Source organism: Paenibacillus liaoningensis, from assembly GCF_059609455.1.
In genome coordinates this window covers 435,812-458,153 of record NZ_JCAALU010000001.1, presented here as the reverse complement: position 1 = coordinate 458,153, position 22,342 = coordinate 435,812, and the positions used below count along the sequence as shown (strand labels likewise).

The following is a 22,342-nucleotide window of genomic DNA, read 5'->3' as shown; positions in this document are numbered from 1 at the left end:
TAAAAAAACCTTAAAAATCGACAATTTTCTACATCAAGGTGAAACGGCTGTCGCCGTCCTCTGGCGGCGCAGCGCGTTTCAATCCGAGAAATATAGAGAAAGGATCGGGAAATCATATACTTTCCTATATTTCAAGCGTAAACGGCTGTCGCCGTCCTCTGGCGGCAAAGCTGATGTTTCGCGATGAAATAAGCCCAGTATAAGTGTAGAATTTATACTGGGCTTATATTCAAAAAAACAGGCCTCATCGTAAAACGATGAGAGCCTGTTGCGAGATCCTATAGCGTTAAGCGGAACAGCCTGCTAAACCCGCGAGGCAGGGATGCATATGATGACTTTCGTGCCGCGACCTAGTTCGCTTTCCAGTTCTAACGAAATCCCGTATTCATATTTCAAGCGCTTGTTAATATTCCGCAAGCCGACCCCCTGCGGCTCATCCGGCTCGGCTCGTTCAAGCAGCCTCTTCAATCGTTCAGGCGCGATCCCTGCTCCATCATCGGCTACAACAAAGTGCCAATTCCCATCCAACTTTTCCACCGTCACTGTCACTGTGCCGCCTTCAATTCGATCGCCAATGCCATGACAGATTGCATTTTCTACAAGCGGCTGCAACAAAAGCGGCGGCATTTGCAAGCTATAGGCAGCTTCCTCAATTACATATTCGAAGCGAATACGCTCTTTGAAGCGAGCTCGTTCAATCTCCACATACGTCCGAATGAGACTAAACTCTTCTGAAAAACCTATGCGTTCCTCCGCGTTGCTGAACCGAAAGCTGCCCCGCAAGTAATCGGCCAGATCAACAATCATCTTCCGCGCGCGCTCCACATCCGTATAGCTTGATGCCACAATACTATTCAGCACATTATATAAAAAATGCGGTTTGATCTGCGATTGTAAAAACGCCACTTCCAGGTTAACTGCCCGGCCCAGCGATTCCTTCATGGCGAGCAAGCTGCCGATTCTTGCCTTAAGCTCCTCGAGATCAAACGGCTTCGGCAAATAATCGTTCGCCCCCGCTTGGAAGGCTGCCACCTTATCTTGAGGCTGATAAGCTGCCGTCACCATTAGAACGGGCAGCTCCAGCAGCGAATATCGTTTGCGAATCTCCTGGCACACTTCGTAGCCAGACATGCCTGGCATCATTAAATCAAGAATAACGAGATCGATTCTGCCCGATTGATCCAGCTGTTCCAGCGCCTCATACCCGTTCTTGACCGCGACGACGTGATAGTCGAGAGCTTGAAGTGCGTCTATTAAAACTTTTAAGTTCACATACTGATCGTCGACGATTAGTACCGTATGCTTCCCGCTCAGATTGGAATAGTACGGCGTTACGAAGGAATAATCAGGTTCCTTGAGCATAGCCTGGGGATTTGAATCGGATGAGGGCCATGACGCTTCTCCACGCTCTTCGGCAATCGGAAGCGTGAATGTAAAGGTCGAACCGACTCCCGGCGTGGAAACAACCGCAATAGTTCCTTGTTGCAGCTCGACCAGCTGCTTCGCAATTGGCAGCCCTAATCCAAAGCCGCGATGCTGTGCTCCCTCAAGTGATTTGAATGGTTCAAAAATAAATGGAAGGTCTTGCGGCTCAATGCCTTCTCCTGTATCCTGCACCGAAATTTCGAGCCTTCCTCCCCGCTCTCTTCCGGTAATGATGATCTCCCCGTTTTTTGTATGCTTAATCGCATTATCCAGCAAATTTCCGATAATTTGACTCAAGCGGATTTCATCGGCAAAAGCAGAAGGCAGCTGCGCCGGCACATGGTTCACAAGCCCAATCTGGTTTTCCGTGCACAAATAGGAATAAAAGCGCACTTGCACCTCCGCTACCGAACGAACGTCGATCGGTACCGGAACCACTCTCATTTCACCCTGCTTCAGTTTGGATAAGTCCAAGATGTCATAAACGAGCTGCGAAAGCTTCCTTGTAATGTCGGTAATCAACTGAAGCTTTTCCCGTTGTTCCGCATTTGGCGGATGCACGGCATCGCTTAACATGGACTGAGAAATATTCATTACACCGTGAAGCGGTGTCTTGAATTCATGCGAGGTTCGAGCGAGAAAATCATCCTTTTGCTTGTCCGCTTGCAGCAATTGCCCGGACAGCTCCTCAATTTTTTGGAAAGCGTTCGAGAAACGGAGCGACATCAGCAAGGCGAGCATCAGCAAAACAAGAAAAGGCTCAATCGGAGGAAGCAAATAGATCGGCACGCCAAAATAAATATTCATATTCTGGTTCAGCACTAGCGCATTCAATGCCATTGCCGCTACGGCTAAATACCCGCTGCCCGCTACTTTGTGTAGTGCCGTATATACGAATACATACGTGGCGTACAGCAACGAAATCGTAACATAAAGCGACGTCAATTGGCGAAAAGGTCCTGTTGAAAGCTGAGAGGCGAAGCCCATATTAAGCAAGGCAAGGATCACCCCGAGAACCAGCCCGCCTTGATTGAGCCATTTAAAGCAGTAGGGCCGGAACGCAATATATATATAAAGGAAAAATCCTAGACTACCACCAACAGACGCGACCATTTGAATACGGAAATAAAGCCAGAACGGCAATGGGCCAACCGCATTGAATAGCACTCTTTCGCCGCTGATACTTGTAAATATGGCGATACATAGGCACACTGCGCCAAATACTGCAAGTGACAAATCGCCTCTTCTCTGCGAAAACAATCCAATAAAATACAATCCAATAATCAGGAAGGCAGTTAACGAAACCCAATCATGAGCAGTCGCCTGATCGCGAAGTTCGGCAATTTGCTCAGCCTTGCCTAAGAGAAGGGATTCACCGATCCCGCTGCCAACCCGGAATTCGTAGTTGGCTACCTGTACCAGAATTTCATTCCACCCTGGCTGCAGTGTGAAATAGCTTACATATGGTTTATTAAGTGCTTTGTAATGCTCTTGCTCAGCGGGATTCCCGCTTGATCCGACGATTTCGCCGTTAACAATGAGCCGACTGGAAATTAGGATCGACGCTGTTTTCAAGCCGTAGACTGCACCTGCATCATCCATCTGAAGCTGCAAGCGATAGGTCGCCATGCCAAGGGTGTCCATCTGCTTTGACCATGATCCAGGAACCTGAATCAGCGCCGGTGACAAATCCCCCGTAGCGGCAGAAGGGAGAGCAGGCTGAGGAGTGAGCAATTGATTCGGATAAAATCCCCACTGTCCGTCCAGCCGAACGACCCCATCCTCCTCGAATTTCCATGCGGTCAAGTCCATGACCCCATTTACGGCCGCTGGCATAGGCTTCTGATACATAGAGGAGTAAGTCAACAACATCACGTAGGTTGCAATCAATAGAGATAAGGTGATGAGGGCCGCGGAAACTTTTTTTCTCATTCTGCTTGCCGCTCTGTCTTGTCTTTCGTTTTCTCAATTAACCGCAATGTCTCTTCCTCCAGCTCAGCTCCCAATTGCAGGCGCACCGCTTGTTCCAATTGCAGGCAGACACGATACGCCTCATTCCGATTGCCAATCTTCAGATGCAGCTTGATCAGCTCACGTCCGTCAATCTCGGAATCAGGGGCCAGCGACAATAGGTTTTGCAAGCTGTCCACCGCATGCGTACGATTGCCCTGACTTTGAAAATACGCATGCCATTTACGAAGCACGCGGACATACGAGGCCTTGATCTCGAGCTGTCTGGCGGTGGCCCAACCGAAATCGCAGGCTTCCATATATTCGCCTTTGTACATCTGGTTCATTTTATCGTAAGACCTTTCATCCATTTCCGCTTCAGCCAATGTGCTGCTCAGCAACTGCTCAAATTCGATTACATCGACCGTTACCCCGTCCAATGCAGCGCCGAACCCTTGATCCGCTTTCGTAATATGTATCGGAATATGATGTTCCGCCAAGCTTTTCCGTAAATAGGACAGGCACGTATACAAATAAGTTTTCGCCTTATTCAGATCGTAGCCCGGCCATATGGCCTCAATGATCGATGCGGTATTCACAGTCTTTCCGGCATAATGGATCAAAAACGCACAGAGCTCCCGCTCCTTCTTCGTTTTCCATGTCAGCCCTTTGTTCATGTCACCCGGCAATACTAACTGGAAGCCTCCTAGACATTTGACGGTTGGGGTCATGCTTGCTCTTTGGCGTGCCTGAAAAACGGACTCGGATAAAGATTGTTTAATGCGCGCAACCGCGTTCTGCAATCTTTCTATTGTAAATGGCTTCAGCAGATAGTCGGTCGATTGAATTTCAAAGGCTTCGACCGCATATTCTGCATATGCCGTTGTGAATACGATCGGCATATGCGGGAACATGCTCCTGACTATTCTGGCAGCTTCCGTGCCCTTCATTCCAGGCATCTGATTATCTAGGAAGACGGCATCTACGGGAGTATAACTTAAAGCCTCAATTGCTTGAAGCGGATTTATATATCTTCCTGCTACCTGAACACTCCCGATTTGTCCGAGCAAAATGCCCAACAAATCCAGCGCATCTTCTTCATCATCAATGAGCATTACACGAATCATCGGTTCTTGTCTCCTTAAACATTTTTGCAAATATCCTTTTCTGCACGGAGAACACTAACTCAAATAGGCACAATAAAGATGGAGTTGAATGAGTTATATATTTTTAAAACGTACTAAGCCTTAATTCATAAAAATACTGCACAATGGGATGCTTTAGCTTTATTTTCTCGGTCATGTTTAACATCCGTTTTTTTCCAACGCGTCTGTCCACCAAAGCTAGTATATTCAATAAAATATCATGGCTCTCTATGCTTTCCTCTATAGAAGTAGATAAAAACTTATTAGCTGCAACGATAAAATTGGATTTACTTAATGAAGCTTGTGCCGACATAAGCTCCTTTGCATATTCTGTTATTTTTCTACTTCTCGCAATTACGATTATACGATCCTCCGGGACGGTGCCCTTCGTATCTTTTCTGACTGCTTCCATTTCTTCATGGCTGATCGGAATTTGGATAGCTGAATCATTTTTAATTTCCAGCTCCGTCTGATACCATCTGATTGGGTTAGCTGTATCACTCATATTGAGCACGTTCTTTTTATCTACCGCAATATAGCAAAGACCTGCTTTATCAGGCAAATATCGATAACTGGTTGAACGGTATTCGACCCTTCCATTTAACGCTGGACAGAGAAAACTCTCCAGATTTTGTTTCATTTTGCTCCAGGACATGTAATCCTCCTATGTTCTCTATTAATAACTGCCTCTTAAGGCAGTGGCAGTCTTTCTATCATCTATCATACAATAAGCAATCCTCAATCCTCTATGTTCAAATAAAAAAACCTCCACTGCTACGGGAGGAGATTAACATAATTCTTGCTATCAACGTGGTTTGCCTTGCAAACCATCCTAATGTTGACGGAAGAATTTAAAGTTGCCAAGGCAGGAGAAAATTACAAAGCAAGTTAAGCCTGATGCCTGCCACTTAATTTTCAACTCTAATCATTATAGCAAGCAATCATTTAGACATCTATTTATACGCGAGTAAATGTTCACACTTCCCTACTAAATTAAAAGAAGAACAGCCCATAGAGTACAGGTGTTCTTCTCACTTTAAGTATCTTTTTTTATTACCGGCAAATACATACCTAATCGGTTTCTGTTCATCCATGAGAGGCATCCAAATTCGCAATCGGGACAATATCTCCATTGTTGTATTCCTTAACAATTTGGCCTTCCGATGTTTTATATACAATATATGTGTCGTTAGCTTTTGCATCCAGCTTAGCGCGATCTCCTGTGAGCTTAATAAGTTTCTCTAGATCATTAAATTTATCCATGGGTTTCCCCTTCCTTGATATCCTTTAAAGCAACTGGCTAAATGTGGGGAGAGGTCAACCTATTCCTTGCTATCTAATGTAAAAAACAATCGCCCTTCACCTGCAAGGCTAGACCCTTAACCAGCCCCGGAACCCTCTAGCGCCATAATAGGATTCTGCTCCATTGTGATACAAGAAAATCGTGTTATAGCGACGATCACAAAAAACAGCACCGCCGAGCTCTCTAATATTAGCGGGTGTTTTCACCCAACTGGACGTTTTTAAATCGAATTTTCCAAGCTCCTGCAGCTGCCGATACTGTTCTTCTGTTAGAAGCTCAATACCCATGTCTCCTGCCATTTCCATCGCACTATTTTGCGGCTTATGCTCTTTGCGTGACTCCAGAGCTTCACGATCGTAGCAAATGCTTCTTCGACCTTTAGGACTTTCCGCCGAACAATCATAAAAAATGAACTCGCCCGTCTCTTTGTCATAATCAACAACATCCGGTTCACCACCGGTCCTCTCCATTTCATGAAGCGACCATAGCTTTTCGGTTTGAGCTTCAAGCTTTGCTTGTACATTAGCCCATTCAAGAACTTTATGCCGATCCCTATTTTTATCAAAACGGGCTTTCAAGGCTTTAAGTAATTCCTCACGCTGCTCCGTAGATAGCTCCTTTGCAGGGCTGTTTGGACTCGTTGTCATCTTCATTTCTCCCTTCAACCCATATCGAGCTTGCGCATCAGCTTTGGCCGAGACATCAAGGATTTTCGTAATAGGAGGATGCGAATTTTTAATTGGGCAATCCTGTTGTTATGCCTCCGCCCTTACATGTGCTTCTTCCTTTCATTTGACATTCGATGCGCGATTTCCTGCCTCTCCTCCCGTTTCGCATCAAGGCCTCAACTCTCGCTTTTCCGTTGAGACCTGAGACAAGCCGTGCTTTATCAGCACCTTACGTATTTGCGCTTGAAGCCGATCTGCCCTTTATCGACAGCCTTCTGAATATTGCCAGCTGCGTCGAGCTGCTTGCTCTTGGACTTCGCATCCGTCACCTCCACAGGCCCGATAGCTGCGGCGGTTTCGACCGCCTTGGCATGCAGCGGCTCATAGGATACCGCTGTCGTATAGACGAAATAATTCATGGCATATTTGGTGCGCTCAGGAGCATCGTGAATCGTATCGCGGACCGTTGCCAGCATCCCAGCCAGCTTGTTCTCGGAGAATTCACTGTCCGGGCGGCTGCCAAGCAGCCAGCAATAGCAGCTCCAGCCTGCCGACATGCGTAGCTCCTCGCCGCTTGAAATCCATTTATCGGCCACCTCTTGTGCAATATCCGTTTCCGCCAGCGTTACCGCTACGACGTAATCAGACAGCATAAAGAAATAGGCAGCGTCCAGCCAGCGATCGAAGTCAGCCTCCGTCATCGCCTTAGGCTCCGCAATAACGCCGGCAAAATACATTGCGTCGTAATTTCCGGTCGCATAAAGCTGCTCGGCCAGCGGCTGATTTTTTTTCGTTTTCCGGGCAATCGGCTTCATCGCACCTGTCGCCACGCCAAACAACGGCTCATGAGCTCCATTGGAAACATATATTTTTTTGGTGCGCTCCTTGCCGAGAGTTTCAAGCTCCTGCATAACCTCTTCTACATTCATCCGAATCCCTGCCTTCTGCTCTATAGTAAAGTTTGCTACGCTATCGTCTCTTCCTATTCAGCATCCCCGCTATACCCCTGTTTTAATATGGAACGCAGCTAGTCCAATGACTGAAATGAAGTTTTATTCGTGCTTCCTCTATTATAGATGCAAAAAGCGAAACCAGCCAAAGTCGAAGTTGCTGCCCGGCAGGAAGATGAAGGTCACTTTTTGCAGCCCTGTTATCTGCTCCAATTCAAATGTCCGCTCTTCGTATCCCTCCGATTTCTCGAATTCGACGAGCTGATTGCTTTCGCCGTTCTCGCCAGCGAATCGAATATGGATCGTATTTTTGTCAATTGGCGAGCTCCCATTGATGACTAGCTTCGAAGCGCCTTCACCCGCAAAATCCATATGTGCAAATTCGAGTGAAACATTATTGCCGATGCCTTCCACACACTCATCTGCGAAGGTAAAGGTATCGCCATAAATCCGATCGCAGGAGGCTGCCGCATTTTGTTCGAAAGCCCTATTCTGGCGTTCAAAAGAAAATCCTTTAATATGCACCTTCTGGCGAAGCACGAAGCAAATCGACGTAATGCCGCGAAGCCTCTTGGTCAGACGATAGGTTTCTTCCTGATAGACGTTCCACTTGGACGGCTTCTGATAAATGACGTCGGCAACTAAGCTGCTTCCCTCCACACCGGGCATCCCTTCCCAAATTTGCAGCGCATACTCCTCGCTGGACAAGGCGAAGATCGGCATCGTAATGGTATCGGAGCCATAAGGGCCGAAGTCGATATCGTGGAAGCCTACTTGCGTCTCGCCATCCCGGCTTGTCGCTACACCTCTTTCGTTGCCGTTCCCAACCTCGCCTTTACTGTAATCGTAAAGCCCAGCCGAGATGAAGCCATATGGATCCTTGTAAGCAGTTCCGAGACCTGCTGCCTTAAACTCCAGCTGGGAAATCAGCTTCGTCTTGTCCGTGCCGTTCTTACTCGTACAACGAAGACGGAAGGCACCGTCGCCGATAGCGGATATTTTCGCCTCAAGCCCATTCGCTTCGACCTTGGCAATATTTGAATCAATCCCTTCGTCCGTTACGGCACGCCATTCCACGTCTCGATACGACGTATTTTCCGGCCATAGCTTAGCTCGAACAACAATTTCCTTGGTCGATTCATCTATAATTTGACCAGAGTCGCTAATCATTTCGATTTTACGAAGCGGCGTTTCTTCATCCGTTCCCGTCACGCATGCTAGCTCTTGATTGCTCGTATTTGCTGAAATACCTTTCAAGCTTACATCGTTCACATCGTTCATCTCGCTTGCAGGGTACGACTCGAATTCCGCCACCTGAGCTTGCATCCCCTTGGAGGACACCTCGATTCGGATTTTCCCTGGCTCAAGCGTCGACCCGATGATTGCCATCAGCTTGCCGCTGAATAATCTTCTGCTTGTTCCCTTATACGGATCAAAATCCGTGCTGTCGCCATTATCAAGCCCCAGCAGGCGGCCTGCGCCAGTCACCTCTACGTGAACACGATTGTTCGCATTGTCTACCGAATGCCCCTGATCATCCAGCATACCAATTTCCACAAAAACCAAATCTGTACCGTTCGCCGTCAGCACCGCTTTATCAGCCTCAAGACGAAGCTTTGTCGCATCCCCAAACGATGTCCGAACATCGGTCGCGATCACGTTGCCCTGCTCGTCATAAGCGATGGCCTTCATTTCCCCTTCCGCATAAGGCACCTTCCACCAGCCAACAAGCTCCGTTCCATGCTCGTGATCAATATCGTAAGCTCCAATCGTATCCCCATTAAACTGCAATTCAATCTTCGGGGCATTCGAACAAACCCTGACATCAATCATTTGCCCCGCATTAAAATCCCAATAGGGGAAGAGATGCACCATCGGCTTCGTTTTATAATCTGTCCAAGCGGCCTGATAGATATAATAGGAATCCTTCGGGAAGGTAGCCGTATCGATCTGGCCGAAATAAGCGTTTTTCGTATGATAAGGTGTTGGCTCCCCGATATAATCGAATCCAGTCCACAAAAACTGGCCAAGCGAAAACGGCGTATCCCGCTCCGCCAAAATACAAGCCTCCGCCGACTTGGCTCCCCAGCTTGTCGAGCTGTTCCCCAGGGCCGAGCATTGCTCATCATCGTCGGCAAGGATTGATTTTTCGAATGGGAAATGATAAATCCCCCTGCTCTGGACGACCGATGCGGTCTCGCTGCCGTAGATGATCCAATCCGGATGCTCCTCATGATGCTTGTGATAATATTTTTCCGCATAATTATAGCCAGCAACCTTTACGATATCGGCGCATTTCTGCGCATTTTCCCAAGGCATATAATTCGAGCCAATCGTAACCCGGGCATTCTGCTTCGGATCGAACTCCAATACATAGTCCATGAGCATTCTGGTCATTTCCTGCCCTCGCTCGTCCGCATGCGTATCGTAAATCTCGTTCCCAATGCTCCACATGAGAAGGCTTGGATGATTCCGGTCCCGGAGCACCCAGCTTTTCACATCAGCATACGCCCAATCCTTGAAAAATCTTGCGTTATCGTAAGCCGTCTTGGATCGCTCCCACATATCGAACGCTTCCGTTACGACGAATAATCCCATCTCATCCGCCAAATCCATCAGTTCTGGAGCTGGCATATTATGCGCTGTGCGAATGGCGTTCACGCCCATCTCCTTCAGCAGCTCAAATCTTCTTCGCAGCGCATAGATGTTGAACGCTGCTCCTAAAGCACCAAAGTCATGATGCTCGCAAACCCCATTCAATTTCAGCTTTTTCCCGTTGACCTGAAGCCCCTGCTGTGAATCAAGAACGATGCTCCGGAAGCCCAGAGGCTGCGTGAGCGTCTCCAATACTTCATATTCATCTTCGTCTTCGCAGCGCTCTTCCCCGCCCAATTCCGGCAATTGTCGCTGCATTCGCGTGACGATCTGATACAAATTCGGTTCGTCCGTGCTCCATAAGAGAGGATCATTTACGGTTAACGTTTGGCTATTTTTCGTAACAACGCCGCGTCCAGCTTCTATCCGCTCCGAAGTGGCTGCGACCGTCCTTCCTTGGAAGAGGATATCATGCGACAGCAGCACATCTTCTTCAATATGTACGTCTGTGTCCACTTCCACCAGCCAGCTGCCACCGCTGCCGCCATCTTGCAGCTTGGTTGCAACATAAACACCGCCCGTCACAATGTGATTGTTGTCCCGCTCCTTGAGCCAGACGTTGCGGTAAATGCCCGCTCCCGAATACCAGCGGCTGTTCGGGCTCTGGTGCACCACTTTCACAACAATTTCATTTTCCCCATCGATGACCGCAGCTGTGATATTGTGTTCGAAGGAAGCATAGCCATTTTTCCATTCGCCTACAGGCTGGCCGTTTACGTATACGGTAGAATCCATGTACACGCCGTCAAAGCAGAGCAAGAGCTCACGATCACTCCGCGACCTTATAAACGTCTTGCGATACCAGCCCATACTATTCTCGTAAAGCGCCAATGTATTATATATCAACCAATCATGAGGAAGATCCACCGGTTCAAAGCGAAGTCCAGCATGCTCGGCAACGTCCAGAGCGCTTTTGGCAAATTCCCATCCATCGTTGAAAAGTATTTTCGTATTCATGGTCCAACAGCTCACTTTCATAGGTTTTGAAAAAAACATGCTAATAGCTCAAGGCGAAACGGCTGTCGCCGTCCTTGGAGGAGCGGCGCGTTTCATTCCGAGAAATATAGCGATAGGATAACGAAATTGATACCCTTTCCTATATTTTCAAAAAGGGCTAGGTGCAGCCTCCTTAGGAAGACTGCACACCGAGCCCTTTATTTTTAGCAATTAATAACCTAATACGCTTTTCGTCTTCTGGAAAATATCATTTGCCATATCCGTATAACGCGTGCTGCCATTCGCTTCAACCTGAGCCTTATAATTGTCCCACTTGTCGAAGCTTTCTTGGCCAAGGATAAACTTTAATGTCATCGTCTTGACGTAATCCATAAGCGGCGTCGAGATTAATTTCATTTGCTCATTTTCCTCCGTAGTGGCCATGATCGGTGGTGCCAGCTTGCGCTGCTCTCGTGTATCCTGAACACGCTTCACGAAGTCCTGCTCACCTTCGGTCATCTTGGACATTCTCAGCTTCTCAGAGCCGCCATAGGCGAACATCCCACCAGCAAAGCCGTAATCCACGTTCAGCTGCTTAGCTGCGCCTTCATTCATCCCGTTGTAATAAATTTCCGGATTCAGCACGACATTTCCTTCCGCATCAAGCGTATACGTCTCGCCTTCTACGCCCCATAGGCTGAGCATTTGTCCTTCATTGGAGTACCAGAACCAGTCTATGAAACGAAGCATTTTAATAAAACCTTCCTCGCCCAAATCATCAAGCGCGTTCTGGCTGATCATAATGCCGTTTTCCAAACGGGAGGTCTCGACCTGGAGCTGTCCTTTTGGCCCGCCGGGCTGGGTAATCATATATAATTCGCTGTTCGGATCCTGCATTTTGCTCTTGAAATCAGCCAATACCTGATAGATCCCGCTTATTACGTAAGTGTCGCCTTTGAAAAATTTCGCTTTTGCCACATCGTCTTCTTGTGTAAAGGTTTCAGGGTCCATAATGCCCTCGGTAACCAGCTTATTAAAATAACCAAGATACTCTTTAAAGTCATCCGAGCTATCGGCAAATGAGAACTGCTGCTTGTCGTGGTCATAGCTCAGACCGTTAGACAATGCCCATCCTCCAGTAACGCCATATTGCACGCCGGTAATGCCCAGAGCCGATTCGCCCTTGAATTGATCGGAGATGACGTATTTTGCACCCGTATGCTCTTTAACCTTCTTCATTGCTGCGTAGAAATCCTCGTACGTCCAATTTCCTTGCTGGCCCTCGACGTCAACTCCCGCCGCTTCGAACACGTCTTTACGTATAATATAGGAATAACCGCCGCCAGCGATCTCCCACATGCCTGGAAGGACGTAATATTTTCCGTCTTCCTTCAGCTTGGCTTTCAAATCCTCTTCCATTCCCCAGTCTTTCACGGCTTTCATATAGTTCGGCATGTATTGCACCCAATCGCTGACGGGTACAATTTGGCCTGTTGCCACGAAAGCGGATTCATCATACGTCTTAGGAATAATATAAGGCGCATCGCCACTATTTACCAGCAAAGACTTCTGATTTTCATATTCGGTTCTAGCTGTAATCGACAAATCGAAGGTCACATTCGTTTTTTCCTGAATCGCGCTCCACAGTCTCCAGTCCTTTTTATAAGGGTAATTCTCATGGTCGCTGTACATCATGGAGTAGGACACCGCTTCATTGGAGTGGAACGTCTGGTCTTCCCCAAAGGTATAATCCTTAGCTTCGCCTGCTGCTGATTCGGTCGTGCCTGCCGCGTTCGAGGCTGCGGGCTTGTTATTGCCGCCCGAAGTCCCTTCGCTTCCAGACGTGCATGCCGTCATAAACACGAGCAGCAGCGCCAGCAATCCCATTACAACTGATTTACCAAATTTCATCGTTTTGCCTCCCCTTATTGGTTCGAGCTTTTTTTTATATATAACGGAAACGCCTGAAGCGCTCCCCATTATATCGCTTAACCTTTAACAGCCCCAATCATCATCCCCTGCACAAAATACCGCTGTACAAACGGATAGATGCAAATAATAGGCAGCGAGGTCAGAACCATAGCTGTTGATTTGACGCTTGCCGCGATTTGGCTTGTCTGCTCGGACGTAGCCCCGATTTCAGTCGGACTGACCGCGTTGTCGATAATTTGCTTCAAATACAAGGCAACCGGCCATTTTTCCTTCGACTGCAAATAGAGCGATGGTCCAAACCAGTTGTTCCACATGCCGACGATAACGAACAGCATAATCGTAACGAGAATCGGCTTGGATAATGGAAGAATAATTCTTGTGAAAATGCCGAACACGCCTAAGCCATCGACGCGCCCCGCCTCCTCCAACTCACTGGGCAAGCCAGCGAAAAATGTCTTCATCAAAATCACATTGAACGCGCTGATCGCCCCTGGAATGACGATGGCCCAGATCGTATCTCTCATTTCTAACGTTTTTGCAATCAGAATATAGTTAGGGATGAGACCGCCGCCAAAATACATCGTAAACAGCACGAACGGTATAAAAAATTTATTGAGGCGCAGCTTTTCTTTGGAAAGCGGATAAGACATAACAGCCGTCGCAGCCACCGCGATAAACGTTCCAATGACCGAATAAACAATCGTATTCCAGTAGTAACGGAAGAAGTCAGGCTTGCTTAAGATGACCTCATAGGTTTTGGTCGTAAATTCCACCGGAAAGATCGTCACCTTACCCGCATAAATGGCGGCTTCCGAGCTGAAGGACTGGGCCACGAGATAGACGAATGGATATAAGGTAAAAATGACAACCAGAATCATAAATAGTCCGTTTAAGATGTTAAAGGTGCTAAAGCCCGAGGTTCGTTTCACTTGAACGGCTCCTTTCTACCACAAGCTGGATTTCGTCGTCCGCTTCGATACTGCATTTGCGGTCGTCACTAAAATTAAACCAATAATGCCTTCGAACAACCCTACCGCCGTCGCATAACTAAAGTTGCCGCCGGTAATACCCATGCGGTAAACATAGGTGGAGATAACGTCAGCTGTTTCATAGGTTAGCGGATTGTACAAAAGCAAGATTTTCTCGAAATTCGAGCCTAGAATGCTGCCGATATCCAAAATCAAGAGCACCATGATCGTCGGCAAAATGCCGGGAATCGTGACGTGCATTGCGAGTCTTAATCGGCTCGCGCCATCGATTTTCGCCGCTTCGTAAAGTGCCGGATTAATGCCCGTCATTGCCGCCAAATACAGGATCGTTCCCCAGCCTAGACTTTGCCAGACGCCAGAGGTGACGTAGATCGCCGGAAACCATTCGGGCAAGGAGATAAATGAAATTTGCTCAAAGCCAAATGAGTTCAACACGCTGTTGATCGGTCCCGTTAAGGAAACGATCTCCTTCACCATCCCCGCCACGATGACCATCGATATAAAATGGGGAAGATACGATACCGTCTGCACAAACTTCTTCCACTTGACCCTCCGCAATTCGTTCAGCAGCAGCGCGAATATCAACGTAATCGGAAATTTGACGAGCAGATAGCTCACGCTGAGATTCAAGTCATTGAAGAAGGCTCTCCAGAACGTTGGGTCCTTCATAAACATTTCGAAATAAGTGAACCCCACCCATTCCGAGCCCAAAATATTCGGCCCGCCCCTATACTTCCGGAAGGCAATAATGTTCCCAAGCATCGGCGCATACTTGAAAATGAGGAAGTAGATTACCGGTATAATAAGGAACGAATACAGCTTCCATTCCTTTTTCACATGTTTCCAAAGCGGAGTTGGATCTACAGCCTTGGCTCGTGCATGAGCTGCCACTAGCGTCATCCCTTCCTTATGAGAATTTCTACTTTGTATATTATGAAAATGAATCTTTATACAGCTTGATGCTGATCGTCTATCTGCCCTCCCTAAACGCAAACCCCCGAAACGTTATTCGGCGAACCGTTCGAATGATCTTTTCAGCTTCGTAACCGCTTTCACTAATTGGAGCAATAACGGATGGCGAGTGTACCTTGCAGCTCGCTATCTTCACCTGCACATTATGAACCTCCGAAGCTTATGTGCTCCCCGTTCGGTCACTCCATCAATTTATCGAAACCGCCCCCGATCATCAATGTTCAATAACCAAAAAGGATGCCCAATTACGGAAAATGGACGATTTACAATTTGAAACGGATTGACCATTTCCCGAATTTACGGGGGGTGACATGGAAAAAGACGACTTCCGGGGGTTGGGAAGTCGTCTTTTATTCAATTTACCTAACTTCAAACCAAAACTTATATTGAATAAACATTCAATATAATGCATAATTATAAAATTGCAATACAAATAAACATTTGAGGGGAAATAGAATGACATTTACATGCGAATCCAGTAATCTGGATGATTATTTAGAAGAAACTACAGAGGTTGATTATGGTCATTTTTCGATAAAAGATTTAGCGGCGGAACTATATAGTCAATCATTAAATGAAATGGATTATGTTAAAACGGCCTTTGAATTTGTTCGTGATCACATCTCTCATTCAGTGGATATTCAAAGTTCTCGCATTACATGCAGAGCATCCGAAGTCCTTTTCTTCAAAGAAGGAATTTGTTATGCAAAATCGAACCTTTTGTGTGCATTATTAAGGTGCCAAGGAATACCGGGTGGATTCTGTTACCAACGTCTAACCTTGGGAGATACACCTGATACGGGTCACGTTATCCATGCGTTAAACGCTGTTTATTTTAGGTCAATTGGAAAATGGATTCGTTTAGATGCGCGTGGAAATAAATCGGGGGTAGATGCTCAGTTCTCACTAGAAGAAGAGAAATTGGCTTTTCCAATACGTGAAATATACGATGAAATCGATTATCCGGTAATTTACACGAAGCCCAACACAAAAACAATCCACTCATTACTTCAACATTCAGATTGTACGGCTATGTATCTACATGGTTTGCCTTCGAGCTTGTAGGAGTAGCTTCTTATACAGCAACAAAAATATGACCGCCTATACCTATATAGCGGTCACATTTTTGTTCAAGAATCAACATTAAGCCATTCCATTCATCTCTTGCTCCAGCATCTCAACAAACTTAATATCGGCTGGCGCGAAGCTATATTCTTTTAGCTCCTCACGAATCACCCAACGATAGTCATCATGATCGACTAAAATAATTTCACCGCTCACGTATTTGGCTTTATACGCGATTAGCCGGATATGAGTAGCGCCATAATAATGATCATTCACACCAAACCATTCCTGAGGAAGGATTTCAATCTGCATCTCTTCCAGCAGCTCTCTGTGGAGACAGGACTGCGCCGATTCTCCCTGCTCGATTTTCCCGCCAGGAAACTCCCATAGACCTTCCTGTGATTTTCCTTTTTTGCGCCGAGCGATTAAAAGCTGATTCTTTTCATTGCTTATAATTGCCGCTGCCACCTCGAGCATTCCAATCCCCTCCTCCTAAACAATGGCTTTATTCGCTGCCGGCACTAAGGCAGGAGGCATTTCCTTCTTCAAGCGCCACACAAAGCTCATCGGCTTATTTCCTTCATGTCTAACATACTCCACTTCCCCTAGAAACATAAACGGCGACGTAAAGTTATGCTCTTCCTTGTATTCCCGAACGAATAAGGCAATGCGATGGCCAAGCTGCTTATGATGAATATATCTTTGAGCGGTTTTCGTCTCCTCCGAGATGCGGCTCTGTGTCTGCCAATGGAACAATCGCTCGTTGATCGCATAGTCTTCGTACAGGGTGGACGGCGAGAAATCCTTATCTGATTTATTGAGCATAATAAAGAAAATATCCGTGTCCTTGTCCTCCAAATACTTCACGCCTTCACGGAAGCTTGGCGCCTTATGCTCGTTCCATACGCCAAAAGCGGCTAATATTTGATTGGTCGAATACCTGCAATGCAAATCCAATGGACACGCGTATGGAAAAGCATTGGACTCGTCAACAAAGTTTATATGCTTCTCATTATAGGATAAAATATCAATGATCTCTTCCCGGAACGCTGGGCAGGAAATAATGAATTGAATGCCCTGTTCCATACTTGTAAAGCCTTGCTTACTCGGATCAGATGAATAGAACGTGTAGTAGAACAGATTCAGCATGAGCTGCTCTTCGTCTGTAGCCGCGATTTTTTCACCAGATAGGTAAGCAATGAGGAATTTTAATAGCCTGCGTGAGTTTAGGCTTAGCAAGGCAGGCAATCGTTTGACTAAATAATCCTCCTGCTCCATTTCGAAAGCATCTAGAACCTCAGCTTCCACCATCAAGCCTCGAAAGGAACGTTTTCCTGTTCTCCCGCCATAAAGCTCCTGCAAGGTCATTTCATGATAACGGACAAAATTCTCAAGGCTCAGCTCAAGTCCGGTATCCCCTTCAAAATATTTCAGCTTATAAATCAGGCTTCGTCTATTTATCGCTGCCTGCTTCAAATTATGTAGAATGAAGGTTTTGGCGAGCTTCTCTAGCTGAATAAAGCTGCCCTTCGGAAGACTCGAAAAACCATGCTCGACATAATGCTGAACCGAATGCTTCGTTTTGCCCAAAATCGCTCGAAACTTATCTTGAAAATTGTAGTCCTTATGCGATTGGCCAATAAAATCGAGGACCGTCAAGCATTCCTTCCCTTCCGCCAAGCGGAGGCCCCGGCCTAACTGCTGCAAAAACACCGTCAGACTTTCCGTTGGACGCAGGAACAACACCGTATTCACTTCCGGTATATCGACACCCTCATTATAGAGGTCTACGACAAAAATCATTTTCAGCTCGCCATTAACAAGCTTATGCTTAACTTGATTCCGGTCCTGTTCACTTGAACCGCCATGCAACGCTTGCGCTGGAATACCGGCTTCATTAAACACTTTAGCCATATAAAGCGCATGGTTAACCCCTACACAAAACCCAAGTCCCTTCACATCGTCCACATCGGTCACGTATTTTTTCAAGCTGTTAATGATTTGTGTGGCTCGAATTTTGTTGTTCGTATATAGGTTCTCAAGCTCCTGCAGATCATAGCCACGTCTTGACCATTTCACCTGAGACAGATCCACATGATCGCTCACCCCAAAATATTGAAAGGGACTAAGCAGCTTTCGATCAATCGCATCCGTCAGACGAATTTCCGCAGCAATCGTATCGTCAAAATAATGAAGCACATCCTTGCCATCCATCCGCTCAGGCGTTGCCGTTAGGCCCAGTAAGATACTCGGTCGGTAATGGTTTAACAGCTTCTGATAGGTTGGCGCCGCAGCGTGATGAAACTCATCCACAATAATAAAATCGTAGTAGTCCGCTGTTGTATGCTCCGTTAACTTAAGCGTATTAAAGCTTTGAATACTGATAAAAAGGTGATCAATAGACTGGGCCTGATGACTCCCGACATGCAGCTCACCAAAGTTCAAGTCCTTCAAAACAAAGCGAAACGTGTCCAGGCTTTGCTTCAAAATCTCTTCCCGATGGGCCACGAATAACAGCCTGGCTCGGGTGTTCCGCTGAGTAAAACGTCGGTAGTCAAAAGCGGAAATGACCGTTTTGCCTACACCTGTAGCGGCAACGAGTAAATTTTTCGACCTGCCGTATAACATTCTCTCCGCTTCCAGCTTCTCAAGGATTTCCTTCTGATAATCGTAAGGCATAATATTGAAGGCAAAATACATCGTTTCTTGATTCGAAGCATTTTTATCCCGTTTTCCAAGTGCTTGCTTCAGTCGGTCTTCATGCTCCGGATCGTTAGCTGAATAGCTGGTAAACTCACGATCATTCCAATAGCTCTCGAAGGTCGCTTCGATTTTTTTCAGAACGTCGTAGGAATCCTTCTCCGTTACCTTCAAATTCCACTCTAGCCCACTTGTAAGCGCGGGATTCGAAAGATTGGATGAGCCGACATAAGCGGTCGTAAATCCCGTATCTCTTTTGAAAACATAAGCTTTGGCATGCAATCTTGTACGACTGCTATCATAGGAGATTTTAATTTCCGTATTAGGCAGCTTGCTTAGCTCCATAACCGCTTTGAAATCTGTCGCTTCCATATAGGTAGTCGTGATCACCCGCAGCTGTCCGCCTCGTGAGGTAAATTGCTCAAGCTGCTCCATGAGACAACGAAGCCCACTCCACTTGATAAAAGAAACGAGAAATTCAATGCGGTCCGCCGTTACAATTTCCTGCTTTAATTCGTTTAACATATTGGGCTCGGCATGTGAGCCTGTGAAAAGCGAGCTTTGGGATAGTGGCGTAGTTGGACGTACGACCTTATCATTTTTGATCGCGCGATGAGAATTTAGCTTGGCATATACGTAGGTAAGGATTTCCCCTTGCTCGTGCAGCTCCAGCTCCTCATAATCCTGATGATCGAGACTATTCCTGAGCGAGGCTATCATCTCATTGCAGGCTCGAACCTGCGCTAGTACCGCTTCCTCGTCGCTGCTCGAACTCTCACGCACCAGCTTTAAGGCTCGGCGAATGACAGTCGCGATATAATTGGAAAGCAGCTTCCGAGCTTCCTCCGGATCAAGCGGCTCCTTGCCAATATCGTAGGCCGACGGATCTAATGCTCCCAGCTGCCTCAACGTTCCGTTATTGATGATCTGTTCATAAAGACCTTGCTTCATGGAACACCTCTGTGTGTTTAAAATGCTTCATATTCATCTGCATATGCTTCTGTTTTTAACCAGCCGATTTCTTTCAGCCATGTCGTCATGTCATTTAGAAACTCATCAGTATTTAGATTTTCTTTCTTGTATTTCTTAAGGATTTCAGCTAAAAACTAAATTAGTCCATGAACATAGTTGAACATATAGATATGTCTATGGCAGGTGCGTCTAACCCTACAAATTTAAAATTTATTACACAAAAATCATACATGTATGATACAAATGTAAACTGCTCATACGTTTTAAACTCAGTATCTCCAAATATTTTCACTACATCATCAATAAGCACCGATTCATCACAACATATTCCGATTCTATAAATTAAATCATCTACAATTTCAAGTTCTATATTATTAAATGAATAAATAGGATACCCCGTATTGTCTACTTTTCTAATATCTTCAAATCTGGATTCATCAAATTTACTGCCTAGTGGAACCCCTTGGAACGCCCTATCTGTCAATACATCTTTAATTTTATATAAAAATTCATATTTTTTCTCCACTTTATCCTCCGCTATCAATAAAATCCGAGCTTTATAATAATCATACCAATATCCACCAAAATAGTATATCAGTGAGTCGAAGAATGTAGAAAAAAGAACCTCCTATACTAATATGTACCCTATGTAAAGGACCATTCTAAAAAAGACTAGATTGCTTGAAGGAGATGATCTCTGTATTGTGCAGGGGTCATCCTTTTTAAGTTCCATTGATATCTGTAATGGTTGTAGTAGGTCATATATGATTTGATTTCTCGTTTGACTTGGTCCAGTGTGGTACATGGTTTCAGAAATACCTCGTCTTTCAAATGACCAAAGAATGATTCTTGTGGGGCGTTATCCCAGCAGTTTCCCCGTCTGGACATGGACTGTTTGAACCCCATACCTTTCACCATCTTTTGAAAATCCGGATGCGTATAGTGGGTTCCTTGATCAGAATGAATCAACGTTTCTGGAGTCTTCTTAAAACCTTTATTCTTCTTTAATTGGAGTAACGTTTCTGTCGCCAGATCCATGGTGATCCGCTCAGACACATGGTAAGCCAGAATTTCGTTCGTGGAACTATCTTTAATCGTGGATAAATAAGCCCGCTTACCTTTCCCATAGTTTAAGTAGGTAATATCGGTTAGCAGCACCTTGCCGGGCACTTCCTGTTTGAAGTTGCGATTCAACAAGTTAGGCAGGGCCCGATGCTCCTGAGTTGCCTTCATCATACGTTTGTAGGGGTTAGCTCTTCGAAATGGACAGACCATGCCATATTGTTTCATGATCCTCCGTATTCTTTTCAGATTGTAAACCACCTGAAATTGTCCCTCTAAAATCATCTTGATGGAACGAGCTCCTCGCTTACGTTTTTTGAAGTGGAATGCCTTGGCTATCGTATGTTTAACCGCTTCATCGTGTTGTTCTCTTTGATGACGCAGGTTGATGGATGTAGAGGACCAATAGCGATAATAGCCACTCTTGGAGACGGCTGCGATCCGACAGAGATGGCTTACCATCCGCCTCAGTTTGTAGGTTTGAATCACCTGTTGAATCAAGATGTATTTGTGGCAAGGCGCTTGTTTTACCCCTTGTTTCCCAGCCTCCGTTCTGCCAGACGAATCTTTTTTAGCAGTTCGTTTTCTGCTTTCAGTAGATGAATTTGTGCTTCAAGTCTTGCGTTCTTTTCTTCCAGGGTGAGCTCCCGCTTCAACGGTCTCCCTGCATGCTTACCTCTCGCATCTAGTAAACCTAGGGCACCCTCTTCTCTATAAGTAGCCCTCCACCTATTCCCAGAAGATTTAATTCGCTTCATTCCCACAATCTGAACGTCAAATCCACAAGCTTCGAAGATATCTCTCGGTAGTTTGCCCTGTTGATTAGATTCGATAAAAAGCTGTTTGAATTCTTCGGTATATGTAATTCCTTTAGTAGATACGGATTTCACATATGGGTTTTCGGAAAGCTGTTTTATTTCTTCTGCTGTGAACATTTTTTTACTCATCTGTATCCCCATCCCTGTTTCTTTTGCGGTATACATAAAAAATACCCCATAGAGAGACTTTTTTTAAGTGTCTACTCTATAGGGTACAGTTTACCGTCTCGGTTCTTTTTGCTTTTTAATGGAACCTCACTGCAAAATTTGAATCAAGAGGAGCAGTTTAGGTAAATGTGACTCCCTAAAGTCATTCCTTCACCAGCAACATACAACACTTTACATGCACCGTCCTCGGAATCTCGGCATCAGTACAATAAGATTGGAGCAGATCAACAATTGTGCGAATCATGATCTCAGGTCTGAAAGGCCCCCATAATCTTGTATGATTTTGATTTGAGTATGCTGTACTCTTTCTCTGTACTGAGGGATATTGCTAATAAGTGCTTTAGCATGCCAACTTGCATACTATATCGGACCAGATTTCGCTTCATGCTCCTATCTCCGATCATATACTCTCTGCTTCATAAACAAGCTTCATTTACATAAAGCACTATTTTGACTTATCTCGGAAGCATCCATTCAAGATAAATGATTAACAATCAGTAATATACTTGTCGCATTATAAATTGAAATGGGCGTCAGAATGCCCTTTTCACCTCCTTATTGGTCTAACTGCTTTATGACTTATTCGGCGAATGGTGGTTAACCGTTTTCATAGATATTTCACCTCTCCCCTG

Annotated in this window: 15 protein-coding genes; 1 reads left to right on the top strand and 14 read right to left on the bottom strand. The window is 45.8% G+C overall.

The genetic code is table 11. From position 1 onward, the window contains the following. Positions 1 to 303: 303 nt before the first annotated feature. The 10 genes from AC6B99_RS01870 to AC6B99_RS01825 form a co-directional block, all read right to left on the bottom strand. Positions 304 to 3,357, bottom strand: a complete 3,054-nt coding sequence (locus AC6B99_RS01870) for an ATP-binding protein (protein ID WP_496662612.1) — start codon at positions 3,355 to 3,357, stop codon at positions 304 to 306. Further along, positions 3,354 to 4,502: a response regulator gene (locus AC6B99_RS01865; protein ID WP_496662611.1), complete on the bottom strand. Its 1,149-nt coding sequence runs from the start codon at positions 4,500 to 4,502 to the stop codon at positions 3,354 to 3,356. The genes AC6B99_RS01870 and AC6B99_RS01865 overlap by 4 nt, the downstream gene beginning before the upstream one ends. 103 nt (positions 4,503 to 4,605) lie before the next feature. Beyond that, on the bottom strand, positions 4,606 to 5,175 hold the full coding sequence (locus AC6B99_RS01860) for an SF0329 family protein (protein ID WP_496662610.1): 570 nt from the start codon (positions 5,173 to 5,175) through the stop codon (positions 4,606 to 4,608). 431 nt (positions 5,176 to 5,606) lie between these two features. Continuing rightward, entirely contained in the window at positions 5,607 to 5,783 is a 177-nt protein-coding gene (locus AC6B99_RS01855) for a hypothetical protein (protein ID WP_200931613.1), read from the bottom strand. A 108-nt stretch (positions 5,784 to 5,891) separates the two neighbouring features. Next, positions 5,892 to 6,470 (bottom strand): DUF4256 domain-containing protein, encoded by a 579-nt coding sequence (locus AC6B99_RS01850; RefSeq protein WP_056034493.1) that lies wholly within the window; start codon positions 6,468 to 6,470, stop codon positions 5,892 to 5,894. Between the two features lie 242 nt (positions 6,471 to 6,712). Further along, entirely contained in the window at positions 6,713 to 7,420 is a 708-nt protein-coding gene (locus AC6B99_RS01845; RefSeq protein WP_056034490.1) for a DNA alkylation repair protein, read from the bottom strand. Positions 7,421 to 7,561: 141 nt separating this feature from the next. Then, entirely contained in the window at positions 7,562 to 11,053 is a 3,492-nt protein-coding gene (locus tag AC6B99_RS01840) for a glycoside hydrolase family 2 TIM barrel-domain containing protein (protein WP_496662609.1), read from the bottom strand. A gap of 210 nt (positions 11,054 to 11,263) precedes the next feature. Beyond that, positions 11,264 to 12,943, bottom strand: coding sequence for an ABC transporter substrate-binding protein (locus AC6B99_RS01835; protein WP_496662608.1), 1,680 nt, complete (start codon positions 12,941 to 12,943; stop codon positions 11,264 to 11,266). Between the two features lie 77 nt (positions 12,944 to 13,020). Continuing rightward, positions 13,021 to 13,893, bottom strand: coding sequence for a carbohydrate ABC transporter permease (locus AC6B99_RS01830; protein WP_496662607.1), 873 nt, complete (start codon positions 13,891 to 13,893; stop codon positions 13,021 to 13,023). Positions 13,894 to 13,908: 15 nt separating this feature from the next. Next, the gene (locus AC6B99_RS01825) at positions 13,909 to 14,853 is read right to left on the bottom strand and encodes an ABC transporter permease (protein WP_056034473.1); all 945 of its coding nucleotides are present in this window, start codon (positions 14,851 to 14,853) and stop codon (positions 13,909 to 13,911) included. Between the two features lie 528 nt (positions 14,854 to 15,381). Here AC6B99_RS01825 and AC6B99_RS01820 point away from each other — a divergent pair. Further along, a complete protein-coding gene (locus AC6B99_RS01820) occupies positions 15,382 to 15,990 on the top strand; it encodes a transglutaminase-like domain-containing protein (RefSeq protein ID WP_496662606.1) in 609 nt (202 codons plus the stop codon). 78 nt (positions 15,991 to 16,068) lie between these two features. Here AC6B99_RS01820 and mutT read toward each other — a convergent pair whose 3' ends face one another. The 4 genes from mutT to AC6B99_RS01800 all read right to left on the bottom strand — a co-directional run bounded on the left by mutT (position 16,069) and on the right by AC6B99_RS01800 (position 21,671). Beyond that, on the bottom strand, positions 16,069 to 16,467 hold the full coding sequence (gene mutT, locus AC6B99_RS01815; RefSeq protein ID WP_496662605.1) for an 8-oxo-dGTP diphosphatase MutT: 399 nt from the start codon (positions 16,465 to 16,467) through the stop codon (positions 16,069 to 16,071). Positions 16,468 to 16,482: 15 nt separating this feature from the next. Further along, complete coding sequence (locus tag AC6B99_RS01810; protein ID WP_496662604.1) at positions 16,483 to 19,641, bottom strand: DEAD/DEAH box helicase; 3,159 nt, start codon at positions 19,639 to 19,641, stop codon at positions 16,483 to 16,485. Between the two features lie 160 nt (positions 19,642 to 19,801). Next, the gene (locus AC6B99_RS01805) at positions 19,802 to 20,188 is read right to left on the bottom strand and encodes a hypothetical protein (RefSeq protein ID WP_496662603.1); all 387 of its coding nucleotides are present in this window, start codon (positions 20,186 to 20,188) and stop codon (positions 19,802 to 19,804) included. 146 nt (positions 20,189 to 20,334) lie between these two features. Beyond that, positions 20,335 to 21,671 (bottom strand): IS3 family transposase gene (locus tag AC6B99_RS01800; RefSeq protein WP_496662691.1). Its coding sequence is split into 2 segments (ribosomal slippage): positions 20,335 to 21,288 and positions 21,291 to 21,671, totalling 1,335 coding nucleotides; the frame shifts between segments, so codons are not numbered across the junction. Between the last annotated feature and the right edge of the window lie 671 nt (positions 21,672 to 22,342).

Excerpts from the sequence above, each read along its gene's own strand:
- AC6B99_RS01855 (WP_200931613.1), bottom strand. The coding sequence starts at position 5,783 with ATGGATAAATTTAATGATCTAGAGAAACTTATTAAGCTCACAGGAGAT.
- AC6B99_RS01860 (WP_496662610.1), bottom strand. The coding sequence starts at position 5,175 with ATGTCCTGGAGCAAAATGAAACAAAATCTGGAGAGTTTTCTCTGTCCA.
- AC6B99_RS01870 (WP_496662612.1), bottom strand. The coding sequence starts at position 3,357 with ATGAGAAAAAAAGTTTCCGCGGCCCTCATCACCTTATCTCTATTGATT.
- mutT (WP_496662605.1), bottom strand. The coding sequence starts at position 16,467 with ATGCTCGAGGTGGCAGCGGCAATTATAAGCAATGAAAAGAATCAGCTT.
- AC6B99_RS01840 (WP_496662609.1), bottom strand. The coding sequence starts at position 11,053 with ATGAATACGAAAATACTTTTCAACGATGGATGGGAATTTGCCAAAAGC.
- AC6B99_RS01820 (WP_496662606.1), top strand. The coding sequence starts at position 15,382 with ATGACATTTACATGCGAATCCAGTAATCTGGATGATTATTTAGAAGAA.
- AC6B99_RS01810 (WP_496662604.1), bottom strand. The coding sequence starts at position 19,641 with ATGAAGCAAGGTCTTTATGAACAGATCATCAATAACGGAACGTTGAGG.
- AC6B99_RS01865 (WP_496662611.1), bottom strand. The coding sequence starts at position 4,502 with ATGATTCGTGTAATGCTCATTGATGATGAAGAAGATGCGCTGGATTTG.
- AC6B99_RS01825 (WP_056034473.1), bottom strand. The coding sequence starts at position 14,853 with ATGACGCTAGTGGCAGCTCATGCACGAGCCAAGGCTGTAGATCCAACT.
- AC6B99_RS01845 (WP_056034490.1), bottom strand. The coding sequence starts at position 7,420 with ATGAATGTAGAAGAGGTTATGCAGGAGCTTGAAACTCTCGGCAAGGAG.
- AC6B99_RS01850 (WP_056034493.1), bottom strand. The coding sequence starts at position 6,470 with ATGACAACGAGTCCAAACAGCCCTGCAAAGGAGCTATCTACGGAGCAG.
- AC6B99_RS01835 (WP_496662608.1), bottom strand. The coding sequence starts at position 12,943 with ATGAAATTTGGTAAATCAGTTGTAATGGGATTGCTGGCGCTGCTGCTC.